A 14961-nucleotide genomic window follows, 5' to 3' on the forward strand; every position below is an offset into this window, starting at 1 on the left:
CCGGTCCGAACTATGCGCGCGGTCGCACCATCACTGTTGGCGGAGCAATTCCACGCCTTCGACGGGCACAACCCGCACGCCTACCGCGCGCTGGAACGCCTCGCTGCCCGACCCCGAGCCGCCTGAGACACCCTGCCGACCTCGTCCTGCCGTCCACAGATACGGAGTTCCCCCTTCTTGTCCGCCCGTCCTCTCATAGCCGTCGTTTCCCCCGGCGACGAGATCTATCGCGGCTACTGCCTTGAGCAGGTGGCCGCCACGTACGACATCGTCCTGCTGACCGACGTCGAGCCGTCGTGGGAGACGCCGTTCATCGTCGACCACGCCGTCGTCGACCTGACCGACCCCGTAGCTCTGCTCGCCGGCGGCCGGGCCCTGGCCGAGCGCCACGACCTCGCCGGTGTGGTCACATGGGACGAGTGGCACCTCGTCCCCACCGCCCTCCTTGCCCACGCGCTCGGTCTGGCCTCCCCGTCCGTCGAAGCGATACGGGCCTGCCGCAACAAGTCCGTCGCGCGTACCCTCTTCGCCCGCCACGGCGTACCGTCGGCCGCCTCAATGAAGGCGCGGACCCTGCTGGAGGCCGGCCTTGCGACGATGACGCTGGGCTACCCCGCCGTCATCAAGCCCGCCGCCTTCGCCGGCAGCATCGGCGTGATCCGCGTCGACCAGCCCGAAGAACTGCCCACCGCGTTCGCGTTCGCCTCGGCCGGCGCGCACCGCAGCCGCGAGGACACCAGCGTCCTGGTCGAGGAATACCTCGACGGACCGGAAGTCTCCGTCGAGTGCGTCACCCACCACGGCGCGACCACCGCCGTCGCCGTGACCCGCAAGCACCTGGGCCGCGCACCGTACTTCGACGAGACCGGACACACCGTCGATGCCACCGACCCGCTCCTGGCCCAGATCGCTCCGGCAGCCACTGCTGCGGTCAAGGCCCTGGGAATCACCGACGGCGTGCAGCACGTCGAACTGCGCCTCGTCGGTGGCAGGCCCCGGCTGATCGAGGTCAACGCACGCATCGGCGGCGACATGATCGGCCACCTCGTACGCCTCGCCACCGGCATCGACCTGCCGAAGGCCGCCGCCGACCTCGCCTGCGGCCGAGCACCCGACCTCGCCCCGACCCGCAGCGGGGCCGCCGGCATCCGCATGCTCTACCCGGACGCCTCCGGCACCCTCACCGCACGGCACGTCAACCAGCCGTTCGCCGCCCACACCCCCTGGCTGCGGCAGGTTCAGTGGATCCGAGAGATCGGCGACCGGCTCCTCCTGCCCCCCGAAGGCGATCTGTTCACCGCCCGCGTCGGCTTCTGCATCGTCACCGGCCGCGACACCGCCGAGGTCGACGAACGTCTCAACACGGCCGCCGACGAAATCACCGTGACCACCCAGGCAGCCCGATGAACGCCCAGCCCGACCCCCGCCACGACATCGACGGAGACGTCCACGTTTCCCCGAGCTACCTCGCCTCCACCACCGGGACCGGCGACCCCGCCCTTGCCCCACTCCTCGCCCTCGGCTGGAACCTTCAGTGCGACGAGGACCCCAACGTATACGTGAGCGCTCCCGACCGGCGCGTACGCCTGGGCTACCTGCCCGAAGGCGAAGACGACGGGCTCTGGCGCATCAACGCCTACACGGACTCATTCGGCCCGCCGGCATGGGGAGTCTGTTTCAACGCCCGCGTCCCCAGCGAGTTCGTGACCGCGTTCACCACCGCCCTCGCCGCAGCGTACGAGCAGGGGCCTGATGTCTATCTCGCCAGGCCAGTCCCAGGGCAGGGCGAGCGCGACCCGTTCCTCCCCCTCGTGCCTCTCCTGAAGCAGGGGTGGGAATTCGACCGCCCGCGCCGGGGCGTCTTCGCGGCCCAGGCACCGGACGGGCTCGCCGGCTTGGAGTTCGCCACCGGGGACCTCGATCCGGCAGCCGAGCTGACGACGCGTGACGCCCGCTGGCAGCTATGGGCGGGCAAGTCCGTCGACCGGCCCGTCTGGTACGCCACCGCCAGCACCGGCACCCCCATCGCCCTGCTCACGGCCGTCACCCAGCGCGTTGCTGATCCGGCTCCACTGCCCCGGTGGCGACAGGACACCGTCAGCTACATCAAGGGCATGGCCCAGCTCACCCCGATCCCTCCGCCAAGCCCGCCGACCCCCACCCCGCTCGACGTGCAGCGGGCCGTCGCGTCCCGCCGCCCGGCCGGGCTCCCCGCTGTCAGCGTCCCGCGCTGGAGCACCACCAGCCGACCGGCCCTGCCCAGCCCACGCCGGTAGGACCAGCCCGACCTCGACCGGAGAGTCTCTTGTCCCTGCGGGCCGCCGAGTTCTTCACCGAAATGTGCCTCCCCTTCCACGCTCACACCGTCGTGGGCAACACCTACTTCGCCGTCCCCCTGGCGAACCGCTGCGGCTCCGGATCGATCTCACCGGCACCATCCACGCCGACACCTACGGAGGGCTGCGGGTGGCGGCCGTTCACCCAGAACGCGGCGAGATCGACGCGGTGGCGCTCGGCTTCGTGGATCACGGAACTTTCCACCGCCGCGACGAAGCTGCCAACACCCGTCCGAACACGAAGCAGTACGGCACCTTCAGCAATCACCACCGTCCCGGCCGAACCCCGTGGGACGGAGCCGTCACCACCGGACTGCGCGACGCCATCGAGCAGTACACCGCCGTCTGGTTCCCCGGAGCCTGGGCCCAGGCCGCGCCCAGGCGTACGGCCGGCCGCACCCCGCGAAGCACTCCCGCCCCGCCAGCCACCCCCGCCGGAGCCCGCACCCGCTGAGCCCTCGTACCGATCCCCGCGCACCGCAGTTCCGCGCAACCTTCCCGGCAGGAGTCCCTCCTCACATTGCCCGACCCGCGCCCCGACCCCTTCAAGGACCTCGACCCTGCCCAGACCGTGAAGGTCCTCCCACGTCACCTCGCCGGCCCCGGCCACACGGACCCTCAGACGATCTGGCCTTTCCCGTTCGACCAGGACTGGACGCTGCACCAGCCTGGCGAAGGAGCCGCCTACGCCACCAGCCCATGCCTTCGGCTGTGGACCCGCTTCCTCCCAAACAGCGGCACACGAGGCAAGGGGATGTGGACCATCGGCGCGAACCGCGCCCCGTTCGGCGAGACAGCCTGGCGAATCACCTTCGACGCCACAACGCCCGCCGAACTCCTGCACGACGTCCACACCGAGTTGCTCGACCTTTACCTCGAAGACCGCCACAGCGACCGGGACCACCTCTTCGAGGACGCAACAGCCCCGCACGAGGTGTACACGCCGCTCCTCGCCCGCGGCTGGAGCCACAGCATCAAAACCGACGGCACGCTGACCTTCCACGCACCGGAGGGCGAGGGCACCGTACGACACCGGTACGCCACCACCGGTTCCGACGGTCCGACCTGGCGGGCCTGGGCCGGCGACTCGCGCGAGCCGCTGTGGCAGGCCCGCTTCTCCTCCGGCGTACCCACCACACTCGCAGCGGCCCTCACCGCCTCGCTGGTCTCGAACGAGCCGCTGCACCGCGCCGTCGAGGACATCCCCTTCCTTACTCGCCACCACCTCTACGTCGCACCCGCTGCGGCCAAGCAGCCGCTTACCAATTCGGCGCCTGCTCTGCCGCCCGCGACGCGCGCCGTCGGCCGCACTCGCTGACCTTCTCCCTTCTGATCAAGGAATCCTCTCTCTCGTGCACGCACGTCTCGTCCGATCCGTCGCCATCGCCGTCGCGGCGGCCGGCCCCCTCACCTGGGCGCCGGCCGCGAGCGCCCAGACCCCCGAACCGACACCCTCCGCCGCCCCGGCCGAGACACCAGCCCCGGACACGGGCAGCGTCGAGATCACCACGAAGGACACCGCCGGGGACGTCCTCCCCGGCGCCACGTTCCTGCTGCTCGACTCCGCTGGCCAAGAAGCCGGACGAGGGAAGACCGACGCACAGGGGAAGCTGAGCTTTGCCGACCTCGCCCCCGGGGTCTACCGGCTCAAGGAGACGGCCTCCGGCAGCCCGCTCCACGAAGTCGCCGCCGACTAGGACGTCATCGTCACCCCGGGCGCGACCACGCGACTGACCATCACCGACCCGTTCAAGGTTGCCAAGGTCCTCCTGCAGGCCAAAGACGACAAGAACGGGAAGCTCCTGCCCGGCGCGACCGTGAACTTCGGGACCGGCACCACAACGCTCCTCACCCTGACCACCGGAACCAACGGCACGGCCTCCGGGGAACTGTCGGTGTCGAGCCGGAAGACGCAGTTCTGGGCCAAGGAGATCAAGGCCCCCGCCGGCTACGACCTCTACAAGCCGACCAAGACGTTCACCGCAAACCCCGGCGCCCCGGTCACCGTGACCGTCACCAACGCCAAGACCGCCACCGCCCCGAAGCCCGACTCCTCGGACGCGCCGACGTATAGGCCAAGCCGTAACCCGTCCACCCCCGCGGATAAGCCGGGCAGCGGCACAGGAGGGGCCAAGCCCTCACCACAGGGCACAACCGACACGCCGACTGCCGACTCGCCCTCCGCCGCCGCGACCCCGGTCCGCGCCGTCACACCGACGGCCCCCGCAGGCTCCCTCGCCCACACCGGAGCCGACGCCACACCGTGGCTGATCGGCGGCGCCGTAGCGTTGATCGCCGCAGGCGGAGGCGCATTCGCCCTTGCGCGCCGCACCCGCCCGGACAAGGCCACCGACGACGGCAACACCGGGAACTGACCTCACCTGCCTGACGGCGCAAGCCCCTGGAGTTCACAGGACTCCAGGGGCTTCGTCGTAAGCGAATTCGGTATGGGCGAGTGTCCTGGTGTAGCGATGGTCTTACTCAATAGGCCCGAAAGATCGTGGCCAGAAGCTGCTCTGCCCGCGCCCTGACCTGCCGTTCAGGGTGCGACAACGCTACTGCGGATAGCACGTGCCGTCCGGGTATCCGTCCGGGTATCGGTCGGCCTTCCCGATATGGGGATGCTCGGCTCGTGCTGGTGGGGCCAACGGTGCGCGTGCCGGACCGAGGCGCGTGACGGCTGAGCGCGGTGATGCGGGGCAGTGCTGGTGGCGGTGGGTGAGCGGCCCGGCGCGGAACTGCACTTGAGGGGGCGGGTGGTGCTGCAAATGGGGGGCTGACGCCGATTGGGAACGTCAGTTACTGACCGTCGTGGCTTCGGCGGAGTTCGTGACGAGGCCCGGTGCTGTCGTGCTGAGCTGTACCACTTCCGGTTGCGACGCGGTGCAGCAGCTTCCGGTGTCGGCCGGGGCCGCGCCGAGGTCATCGAAGAGTCCGGCCCCGCCGCAGACTCCGGTCTCGGGGAGCGTGAGTTCCACGCGGTCGGCGGCTTCGACGTCGCCCGCCAAGGCCGCGACGACGGAGCGGACCTGCTCGTAGCCGGTCATGGCGAGGAAGGTCGGTGCGCGGCCGTAGGACTTCATGCCGACGAGATAGATCCCGGGCTCCGGGTGGGAGAGTTCGCGGTGGCCGTGCGGATAGACGGTTCCGCAGGAGTGTTGGTTGGGGTCGATCAGCGGGGCCAGGGCGGCCGGGGCCTGGATCCGCTCGTCCAGGCTGAGGCGGAGTTCGTCGAGGAAGGCGAGGTCGGGGCGGAAGCCGGTCAGCACGATGACCTCGTCGACCGGGTCCAGACGGCGACCGTCCTCGCCGACGAGCACGACGCCGCCTTCGGGAGTGCGCTCGATCGCCTCCGTACGGAACCCGGTGACCGCCTCCGCGTGCCCCCTGTCGACGGCGGCCTTCGCAGCCAGCCCCAGCGCACCGCGCTCGGGGAGCTGGTCCGCCTCCCCGCCTCCGAAGGTGGAGCCCGAGATGGTCCGGCGCAGGATCCATACGCTCTTCGTGCCCGCGCCGTCGCCGGATCCGGCCAGCCGGGCCAGCTGGGCGAGTGCGGTGAAGGCGGAGGCCCCGGAGCCGATGACGGCGGTGCGACGGCCCGCGTACCGGGCGCGGACGGCCGGGGAGCCGAGGTCGGGTACGCGGTAGGCGATTCGGTCGGCGGCGGCCTTCTCACCGAGCGCCGGCAGACCGGAGGCACCGGCCGGGCTCGGCGTACCCCAGGTGCCGGAGGCATCGATGACGGCGCGCGCCGTCACCCGGTCCTCGCGGCCGTCGGCGTGGGTGAAGTGCACGACGAACGGCTGCCGGTCCCGGTCGGCGTCCACGATCCGGTCGCGCCCGGCGCGCGAGACGCCGGTGACCCGGGTGCCGAGGTGGACCCGGTCGCCCAGTACGTCGGCCAAGGGCTTGAGGTACTGCTCGGCCCAGTCCCCGCCCGAGGGGTACGCCGTCGGGTCGGGCCGGGTCCAGCCGGTGGGGGCCAGGAGCTTCTCGGCGGCCGGGTCCAGGATCTCTCCCCAGGGCGAGAACAGGCGTACGTGCGCCCATTCCCGTACGGTGCTGCCAGCGGCGGATCCGGCTTCCAGGACGAGGGGGACGAGGCCACGCTCGACGAGGTGGGCCGCTGCGGCGAGACCGGTCGGGCCTGCCCCGATCACGACGACCGGAAGATGCGCGGTGGTGGTCATGGCGTGATGCCCTCCGTGGAAAGGCGGCAGATCCGGCCGCTGGTTCGATGTTTCTCTATGTTTGCAGCCTGCCACTTGTTTAGGGGGTGGTCAACATAGATGGATGTCGAATTAATGGTCGAAGGGCACCTGCTCCCCACGGATCAGGTGCCCTGGGGGTGCGTCAGCCGGGTGCGGCCGGTGTCGGGTTGGGCGTCGGCGCGAAGGTGGTGCGCAGCCTGAGGGCGACGTGGACCAGGCAGATCAGTACGGGCACTTCGATGAGCGGGCCGATGACTCCGGAGAGCGCTTGCCCGGAGGTGACGCCGAACGTCGCGATCGCCACGGCGATGGCCAGCTCGAAGTTGTTGCCGGCGGCGGTGAATGCGAGCGTGGTGGTGCGGTCGTACGGGAGGCCGAGGCCCTTGCCGAGGAAGAAGCTCCCGAAGAACATGAGGGCGAAGTAGAGCAGGAGCGGCAGGGCGATCCGTGCGACGGCGAGCGGCTCCGAGGTGATCGTCCTTCCCTGGAGCGCGAAGAGGACGACGATCGTGAACAGCAGTCCGTACAGCGCCCACGGCCCGATCCGGGGCAGGAGCTTCGTCTCGTAGTCCGCTCGGCCCATCTTCCGCTCGCCGATGAAACGGGTGAGGAACCCCGCCAGTAGGGGGATGCCGAGGAACACGAGCACGTTCAGCGCGACATGCCCGACGGGCACGTCCAGGCCCTGGCCGTCGCCGAGGTTCAGCCACCGGGGCAGTAGGTCCAGGTAGAGCCAGCCGAGCAGGCCGAACGCCAGTACCTGGAAGAGGGAGTTGAGGGCGACAAGTACGGCCGCCGCCTCGCGGTCGCCGCAGGCCAGGTCGTTCCAGATCATCACCATGGCGATGCAGCGGGCCAGGCCGACGATGATCAGGCCGGTGCGGTATTCCGGCAGGTCCGGCAGGAAGAACCACGCGAGGGCGAACATCAACGCCGGGCCCGCGACCCAGTTGGCGACCAGTGAGGAGATCAGCAGGCGGCGGTCGCCGGTCACCTGGTCGAGCCGGTCGTAGCGGACCTTCGCCAGGACCGGATACATCATGACCAGCAGACCGAGCGCGATGGGCAGGGAGATGCCGCCGATCTCGGTCTTCGCGAGCGCGTCGTCCATGCCGGGGACGAGTCGCCCCAGGCCCAGGCCGACGGCCATCGCGATGAGGATCCACGCCGCGAGGTAGCGGTCGAGGGTGGAGAGCTTCCGGGCCACCGGCCCGGCCCCGGAGGGGGTGGCGCTTGCATCAGGATCGACTGAGGTCAGCATGTGCTGATATTCTCACATCATCTTCTGCTGACACCAGTGAAGAGTGAACTGTCGCGGGCCGGTGGGCCGCGGCTCTGCAAGAGAGAATGATGATCGTGGCCGAGGTCTCCGGTAAGCCGTCCGTCCTGTTCGTCTGCGTCCACAACGCGGGCCGCTCCCAGATGGCCGCCGCCTGGCTGGCGCACCTGGCCGAGGGTCGGGTCGAGGTCCGCTCGGCGGGCTCGGACCCCGGCGCTGCCGTGAATCCCGCCGCCGTCGAGGTGATGGCCGAGGTCGGCATCGACATCTCCGCCGAGAGCCCAAAGGCCCTCACGGCTGACGCGGTCCGTGAGGCCGACGTCTGCATCACGATGGGGTGCGGTGACGCCTGCCCCGTCTTCCCTGGCAAGCGCTATCTCGACTGGAAGGTCGCCGACCCGTCCGGCCTGGGCCCGGAGGCCGTGCGCGCGGTCCGTGACGAGATCAGGGCCCTGGTCGAAGGTTTGCTGGAGGAGATCGCGCCGTAGGTGCGCCTTGCCGGTTTTAAGGGTGAACCTCAAGCGAATGAAATGTGAACAGCGTTACACCAACGAGTAGTTGATGATCGGCATTGCCTAGAAGGTCAAGTTGGGGGCGATGATCGACCTGGTGACCAGGTCGTTGGCGCTGTGGTGCTGCGGCCGTCGACGAAGGTGGCCGAGGCCTCCTCTCTCCTGGCCCGGAGCGTCACCCTGAGGCGATGCGTCCTGGCTGGTCGCATGCCCTTCGGGTGTCGAGATCGGTGATGCCGCACCGGCGGCTGTTGGCTTTGGATGAGCGACTGGAACATGCGACTGCGCGGCCGGTGATCGTGCCGGACGCGATTGTCTGCGACCATGACAAGGTCTTCATCTCGAACAACTTCCGTGCCTTGTGCCGCTATTTGGACATGAGTCTCCAGCCGACGTGCAAGGCGTCGCCTTTCGAGAAGGGTGGGATCGAGAAAGCGCCGGGTTCGGTGGCGGCGCTGTTCGCGCACGCCGAACGAGAAGTACGTGATGCTGCTGGAGTCGTGCGGCTATGGATTACGTCGAGTTGCTGCCCGCTCTGGCAGGCGATCAACTCCTACGGCATCCGGATCAGCCACCGCACCTACGACGGCAGGGGGCTGACCCCCGTTGCGCCGATCGAGCGTGATCGTGCCGATCATCGCTCCGTTGGGATTAATCACAAATAGGCCAGGTTGCCGACCGGGCAGTTCAGGCACCGAGCGTTCAAGCTCGTCACGGGAGCCGGCGGCCACCGAGATAGGTGCGCACCTCCGGCGAGGCGAACAGTTCGATGAACGTCGCACGATCCCGAACCTCAGACTCGCGGAGCACCAGCCGTTCGGTCCTGGTCGGGGCAGGTGGCCAGGCGACGGGCGCTAACTCAGTCATGGTGGGAAACCTGTTGCACGCAGATGAGCATGATCCGAAAGAGAAGGCCCAGGCCAGAGATCTGCTCAAGGCCCTGCCATTCAACATGGTCGCCGCAGGTCGGCGCCCGCCTGCCGACTGCTTCATTGTCTAAGGACAGCACACCTGCTTAGACTCCCCTCAAATCAGAGGCGCTCCTGGGGGGAACCGCATGTCGCGTGCAGCGCAGTTGTGTTCGGTCGTTGAGGGTCAAGGCAAGGCGGCGCGGGGGAGGTTAGCCCCGCCGCGGCGGGGTCTCGGGTATCTCGTGTCGGGAGCGCTGCTGGCCGGTCTGGCGACGGCGTGCGCCGACGGTCAGTCGAGTGCCGCTGGAGGCGGGCTCAGGGCGAGCGGCTCGACGACCGTCGCCCCAGTCGCCGCCGATGCCGCGGAGGCGCTCAAAGCGCAGGGGATGAACATCACCATCGCGACCCAGGGGGGATCCGCCGGCGGCATCTCCCAGCTCGCGGCAGGGCAGATCGACATCGCGCTCAGCTCGAAGCCGATCGCCGACGCGGACCGTACGGCCCACCCCAAGGTCGACTTCGTCGCCACGCAGATCGGTTCGGACGCCGTCGGGGTAATCGTGACGCAGCCGGTCGCCGACGCCGGCGTCAAGAACCTCACGGTCGATCAGGTCCGGGACCTCTTCGAGGGCAAGATCACCAACTGGTCCCAGCTCGGCGGTCCGAAGCTTGGCGTCTTCGTCTACGACAAGGAGCCCGGACGCGGTACGCGCGAGGTGCTCGACAAGTACATCTACGGGGACGAGAAGGCGCCGCCGCCGCCGGACACGGACAACTTCGCGATTGTCGGCGGCAATCTGGAGACCCGCAACAAGCTGGAGTCCACCCCCGGGGCGGTCGGTCCGCTCTCCACGGGGTTCGTCGAAGGGCGGGAGAAGCTCGCGGTGGTGACGCTGGACGGCATCGCCGCCAGCCCCGAGAACATCGCCTCCGGCAAGTACCCGATGAACAGGCCGCTTTACCTGATCACGAACGGCGAACCCACCGGAGACGCAAAGAAGTTCATCGACTACCTGCTCTCCGACAAGGGGCAGGTCCTGCTGGAGCCGCACGGATACCTGTCGCTCGAGCAGATCGGAAAGTGATCGGTGACGCTCACGCAGGAGAAGCGGCCGGCGGTCGAACCCGACGCCGATCCGCGTCCACGTCGATCGGTCTGGGTGTGGGGGTGGCTCTTCACGGGAGCCTTCTCCGTCCTGGCCGTACTGCTGGCGCTCCTCGGTTACCTCGGTGAAGGGGTCGCGGGGGGTCACGTCGACTGGGTCGAGCTGCTGACCGAGTCCTCGTGGAACCCCGCCGGCTCGGTTTTCGGCGGCCTGGCGATGATCTACGGATCGGCCGTCGTCTGTGTCATCGCGCTTGTCCTCGCCGTCCCCGTCGGGTGGGGAGCGGCCGTCGCGCTCTCGGAATACCTGCCCGGGAGGGCGGCCCGCGCTCTGCGCATGAGCGTGGAGCTGCTGGCCGCCGTGCCCTCGATCGTCTACGGGCTGATCGGCATTCTCCTCGTCCGGCCTTTCGTCGGGGCCATCGCGGACGTGCCGGGTGGGGACAGTCTCCTCGCCGCCGGGATCGTTCTGGCTGTCATGATCATGCCTACGATCGTGGCGGTGAGCGTGGACTCGCTGGCCGCGGTCCCCGACCGGGACCGGGAAGCGGCCTTCTCGCTGGGGCTGACCCGCCGCGAGGTCATCCGCTCGGTCGTCCTGCCGAAGGCGCGGCCCGGCATGCGGGCGGCCGTCCTGCTCGGCCTCGCCCGGGCACTGGGCGAGGCGATCGCCGTCTTCCTGGTGGTGGGAAGGGCCGATGGACGGCTCCCCGGTACGTTCGACCAGCTGCTCAACTCGCTGGTGCGCCCAGGCCAGACGCTGACCACCAAGCTGGCCGGCCCGGAGCCCGTGCTGGCCGGCACCTCGGGGACCTACTTCGCCTCGCTGTGCGGCCTCGGGCTCGTCCTGCTGACCCTGGTGGCCGTGGCGACCGTGTGGGGGAACCGCGGAGCGTCCCGGACGGCCGGCGCAGGGCGGTTCCGCGGGCGGCAGTCGGCCGGACTCGGCCGCGTCCAGCTCGACCGGTTCGTCGCCGCCGTACGGCTGACCGCGCTGGCGCTCCCCGGACTCCTCCTGCTGGGCATGCTCGTCGTGCTGGCGACGCGCGGCAGCGCCGCCTTCCAGCCTTCGTTCTGGTTCACCTCCGCCACCGGCGCGGCCGGAGGCGGTGTGCGCGACCAGATCCTCGGCACGCTCCTGTTGGTCGTCACCTGCGGACTCATCGCTCTCCCTCTCGGATTCGGTGCCGGAATCCTGCTCGGAGTCCACGCCTCCGCCCGTACCGTACGGGTGCTGCAGACCCTGACGGTCGTCGTGGGAGGGACGCCGACCATCCTCCTGGGTCTGGCCGGATTCGTGATCTTCTGCAGCGCGATGGGGTGGGGACGGTCCTGGCTGGCCGGCGCCATCGTGCTGGTTCCGGTGGTCGTGCCGATGGTGGCGCTGCCCACCTGCGCCCGGGTCAGGAGCCTGTCGCCGGAGATGACCGAGAGCGCGCTTGCCCTCGGACTCACGCGGGCCCAGTTCATCCGGTCTGTCGTGGTCCCGTACGCCTGGCCCGCCACGCTCACCGGACTCCTGCTGGGGCTGGCGCGCGCGGCGGGGGAGACAGCGCCGTTGCTCTTCACCGCCACGGTCTTCTTCGGTGCGCCCGCGTTCCCCGGCGGCATCGTGGAATCGCCGGTCCAGGCTCTCCCCACGCACATCTTCACCCTGTCCCAGGACTCCGGCGATCCCCAGGCCGTCGCGCAGGCGTGGGGGAGCGCCATGGTCCTGGTGCTGATCACGGCCGTACTGCTGAGCCTGGCGGTCGCGCTGCGCAACCGTTTCGAAGGAGAGCGATGGACCACGTAATCACCGTGCGGGACCTCCGGGTACGGGACCGGGCCAAGACCCTGGTCGGACCGGTTTCCTTCGAGGTGGCACATGGCTCGACCACCGGCCTGTGCGGACCGTCCGGCGCCGGCAAGTCCACGGTGCTGCGCGCCCTGGTCGACCTTCTTCCGGCCGGGCTCGCCCGGGACGGGCAGGTGGAAGTGGCCGGGCGCCCGGTCATGCCCCGTAAGGGCGACGCGGACCTGCGGGCGAAGGTGGTCCTGGTGCCGCAGACACCGATCGTCTTCGGCGGCAGCATCCTCGACAACGCGCTGTTCGGCCTGCGCCACGTCATGCGGGCACCCCGCGAGGCCCTGCGCGCTCGTGCGGAGCAGGCGCTGAAGGAGTCGGGCCTGTGGAGGGAGGTCCGCGACCGGCTGGACTCTCCCGCCCAGACGCTCTCCGCCGGGCAGCGCCAACGGCTCTGCCTGGCACGGGCGCTGGCCCTGGAGCCGACCGCGCTCCTGCTCGATGAGCCCACGAGCGCCCTGGATGAGCGGAGCCGGGACACGGTGGAGGAGTCGGTGGCCGCGCTGCGCGGGCGCCGCACCGTGCTGCTCGTCTCGCACGACCCGGCGCAGGTCGACCGGCTCTGCGACCGTACGGTACGGCTCGAACTTCCCGGCGCCGATGCCTTGGTCGCTCTGCCCTCCTGACCGCTCCGGCTCCCTGTCCCGTGTGGCGTGTCGACCGCCGCACGGGACAGGGAGCCGCCTCAGCAGGGTCGTGTACGGCCGGAGGCCGCGGTCTCTTCGGCCAGGGAGGACAGCCGGGCCAGCTCACCGGCCGTCCCGGACAAGGCCTCCGGCCTGAGGCGGTAGTACGTCCACCTCCCGCAGGGCTCCGTCTCCACGACTCCTGCCTCCCGAAGCACCTTCAGATGATTGGAGAGATTCGTTTGCCGGGCGCCGGTCTCCTCCACCAGGTGGGTCGTGCACAGGGCTTCCTGGGCGAGCAGGGTGACGATCCGCAGCCGCAGGGGATCCGCGAGTGCCCGCAAGATGTCATTGTCCACTGACGTCACCATGTACTGATGTTCTCATGCCGGGCCGCGCCCGGTCCACTGGTTCACGGGATCTCGAACGACTCCTTCACAGTGGCCTGATCGAACTCCGAGGTCCGTACGGTCAGGGAGAGATCCCAGACGCCCGCCACCAGCAGCTGGAACCCGGAGACGGTCCAATGCCCCTCGGAGACTCGCTCGACCGGGACGGTCAGAGGCCCGATCGATCCCGTACGGGAGGTCAGCGAGGCCTGGACCGCGGGTGCGTCCAGGAGATCTCCGTCCGGTCCGGTCGACGTCACATGTATGGCGTTTGGGCCGCGGCGGCCCGGATCGACCACGATGTCGGCGGAGCCCCGGCCCTCGGGCCCTCCCGTGTCGAATTCCGGCCGGAGGGAGACCGCGGCGGGTGCTCCCGTGCTTGCGCCCGCGGCCGGATCCTGCGCCCGTGCCGGCTGGGTGGAGACCAGGACCGTGGTGGCCGCGATCACGCACAACCCGACGACCGCCTCGGCGCCCACCCAGCGGCGCAGGGCCCGCAACGCCGCGCGGTCCCCGCGGCCCCGCGTCCAGGCGAGCCGCCTCGTCCAGCGGCGCGACATCAGCGCCAGGCCGAGCAGGAGCCCGACACCCGCCGCCTTGAGCAGGAGCAGTTGGCCGAAACGGGTGTCCACGAGAGCGGAGGGCGTGCCGACCTGACGCCAGGACTGGTACAGGCCGGTCACCGCGAGTACACACACATTGATGAAAGCGACCCGGGAGAACCGGACGATGGCCTCGGGCGGGACGCCGTCGCCCGCGAGGGCCAGCGCCCGGGCCAGGACGAGCAGCCCGCCCACCCAGGCCCCGGCGGCGAGGAGATGGATGGCGTCGACAGGCATCGAGAGGTACGGCAGTGGCCCGGTCGACGCGTGCTCGGCGCTGGCCCAGGTCCAGGCCAGAGCCATCCCGGCGACGGCCGCTCCGGCGAGCACACCCTTGAGGGGCGGCTGCCGGCCGTGGAACGCCCGCCTCACCCGGTTCCGGTACCGCCACAGCACGGCGCAGCAGGCCAGCAGGGCCAGTCTCATGACCAGGAGCGCGCCGGGTTTCGACGTTACGGTCCCGGCCAGCCGTGACATGTCGACGACGTCCGCCAGGCGCCCCGACCCGACGTACGCGCCGCGCAGCAGGAGAAGGGCGAGTGTGCATGCGCAGAGCAGGGCCCAAGCGGCTGCCGTCGACCGCCGGACCGTGGGAAGGGACTCGCCGCGTGGCTTGCACAGCAGGAGCAGCAGGGCGCCACCAGTCATGATCATCATGCCGGTGTATGCACCGAACCGCGCGGCTGTGTACGAGTGACCGACCCACCCGGCGTCCGGGTCACGCACGGTCGGCATGGCTGGTGCGGCCGACGGCTCGCCCACGGAGAAGGTGAACGCCCCTGCTACGGGGTGGCTGTCGGCGGACTCGACCTGATAGGTCACGGTGTACGTGCCCCGGGCCTCGGGGCCGGAGAGCCCGACGGCGTAGGTGCCGCCGCCCTTCGCGGTGGGCCGGCCGTAGTCCACCCGGCGGCCCGACGGGTCGAGCACCCTGATGCCGTCCCCGGAGGCCGACACGGACTCGCTGAAGACCAGCTCCACATGGGAGGGAGGCTCGGCGACCACCGCTCCCCGGGCCGGTGCGGTATCGGTGAGCACGGCGTGCGCGGCGGCCGGAACCGAGCCTCCGAGCAGCAGGCCGACGCCCGCGACGAGGGCAAGGGCCCACAGACGGAGACGGGGAGCGGTGATCGTCATGAGGTGC

Annotated in this window: 12 protein-coding genes and 3 pseudogenes; 10 read left to right on the forward strand and 5 right to left on the reverse strand. The window is 70.1% G+C overall.

Features of this window, described 5'->3' with window-relative positions; translation table 11 throughout:
• Window positions 1–177 precede the first annotated feature (177 nt).
• The 5 genes and pseudogenes from DVK44_RS27400 to DVK44_RS27420 all read left to right on the forward strand — a co-directional run bounded on the left by DVK44_RS27400 (window position 178) and on the right by DVK44_RS27420 (window position 4711).
• Complete coding sequence (locus DVK44_RS27400) at window positions 178–1407, forward strand: ATP-grasp domain-containing protein (RefSeq protein ID WP_228447390.1); 1230 nt, start codon at window positions 178–180, stop codon at window positions 1405–1407.
• On the forward strand, window positions 1404–2276 hold the full coding sequence (locus DVK44_RS27405; protein ID WP_114662907.1) for a DUF317 domain-containing protein: 873 nt from the start codon (window positions 1404–1406) through the stop codon (window positions 2274–2276). The genes DVK44_RS27400 and DVK44_RS27405 overlap by 4 nt, the downstream gene beginning before the upstream one ends.
• 29 nt (window positions 2277–2305) lie before the next feature.
• Window positions 2306–2790: pseudogene (locus DVK44_RS27410) on the forward strand (hypothetical protein).
• 117 nt (window positions 2791–2907) lie between these two features.
• Window positions 2908–3654, forward strand: coding sequence for a DUF317 domain-containing protein (locus DVK44_RS27415; RefSeq protein ID WP_228447684.1), 747 nt, complete (start codon window positions 2908–2910; stop codon window positions 3652–3654).
• Window positions 3655–3688: 34 nt separating this feature from the next.
• Window positions 3689–4711 (forward strand): annotated as a pseudogene (locus DVK44_RS27420) (SpaA isopeptide-forming pilin-related protein).
• Between the two features lie 420 nt (window positions 4712–5131).
• Here the strand turns inward: DVK44_RS27420 and DVK44_RS27425 are convergent.
• Window positions 5132–6526: an FAD-dependent oxidoreductase gene (locus DVK44_RS27425; protein WP_114662909.1), complete on the reverse strand. Its 1395-nt coding sequence runs from the start codon at window positions 6524–6526 to the stop codon at window positions 5132–5134.
• 163 nt (window positions 6527–6689) lie between these two features.
• Entirely contained in the window at window positions 6690–7805 is a 1116-nt protein-coding gene (gene arsB / locus DVK44_RS27430) for an ACR3 family arsenite efflux transporter (RefSeq protein ID WP_114665472.1), read from the reverse strand.
• Between the two features lie 98 nt (window positions 7806–7903).
• Between arsB and DVK44_RS27435 the strand changes: the two genes are divergently transcribed.
• Both DVK44_RS27435 and DVK44_RS37355 read left to right on the forward strand, forming a co-directional pair.
• Complete coding sequence (locus tag DVK44_RS27435; RefSeq protein WP_408055364.1) at window positions 7904–8314, forward strand: arsenate reductase ArsC; 411 nt, start codon at window positions 7904–7906, stop codon at window positions 8312–8314.
• A 212-nt stretch (window positions 8315–8526) separates the two neighbouring features.
• A complete protein-coding gene (locus DVK44_RS37355; protein WP_228447724.1) occupies window positions 8527–9003 on the forward strand; it encodes a transposase family protein in 477 nt (158 codons plus the stop codon).
• Here DVK44_RS37355 and DVK44_RS27445 read toward each other — a convergent pair.
• A pseudogene (locus DVK44_RS27445) lies at window positions 8917–9205 on the reverse strand (GNAT family N-acetyltransferase); the annotation flags it as partial. The gene DVK44_RS37355 and the pseudogene DVK44_RS27445 overlap by 87 nt on opposite strands.
• A 286-nt stretch (window positions 9206–9491) precedes the next feature.
• Here DVK44_RS27445 and DVK44_RS27450 point away from each other — a divergent pair.
• From DVK44_RS27450 to DVK44_RS27460, 3 genes are read left to right on the forward strand one after another with little or no spacing between them, the layout of a single operon-like run.
• Window positions 9492–10334 carry a phosphate ABC transporter substrate-binding protein gene (locus tag DVK44_RS27450; RefSeq protein WP_228447391.1) on the forward strand — a complete coding sequence of 281 codons (843 nt, stop codon included), beginning with the start codon at window positions 9492–9494 and terminating at the stop codon, window positions 10332–10334.
• A 3-nt stretch (window positions 10335–10337) separates the two neighbouring features.
• Entirely contained in the window at window positions 10338–12149 is a 1812-nt protein-coding gene (gene pstC, locus DVK44_RS27455) for a phosphate ABC transporter permease subunit PstC (protein ID WP_114662913.1), read from the forward strand.
• On the forward strand, window positions 12137–12826 hold the full coding sequence (locus tag DVK44_RS27460) for a phosphate ABC transporter ATP-binding protein (RefSeq protein ID WP_162794070.1): 690 nt from the start codon (window positions 12137–12139) through the stop codon (window positions 12824–12826). Before pstC ends, DVK44_RS27460 begins: the two co-directional genes overlap by 13 nt.
• A gap of 59 nt (window positions 12827–12885) precedes the next feature.
• On the opposite strand, the gene DVK44_RS27465 is transcribed toward DVK44_RS27460, so the two are convergent.
• Both DVK44_RS27465 and DVK44_RS27470 read right to left on the reverse strand, forming a co-directional pair.
• Window positions 12886–13197 carry an ArsR/SmtB family transcription factor gene (locus tag DVK44_RS27465; RefSeq protein WP_114662914.1) on the reverse strand — a complete coding sequence of 104 codons (312 nt, stop codon included), beginning with the start codon at window positions 13195–13197 and terminating at the stop codon, window positions 12886–12888.
• Between the two features lie 41 nt (window positions 13198–13238).
• Complete coding sequence (locus DVK44_RS27470) at window positions 13239–14954, reverse strand: copper resistance CopC/CopD family protein (protein WP_162794072.1); 1716 nt, start codon at window positions 14952–14954, stop codon at window positions 13239–13241.
• Between the last annotated feature and the right edge of the window lie 7 nt (window positions 14955–14961).

Source organism: Streptomyces paludis, from assembly GCF_003344965.1.
Classification (GTDB): domain Bacteria; phylum Actinomycetota; class Actinomycetes; order Streptomycetales; family Streptomycetaceae; genus Streptomyces; species Streptomyces paludis.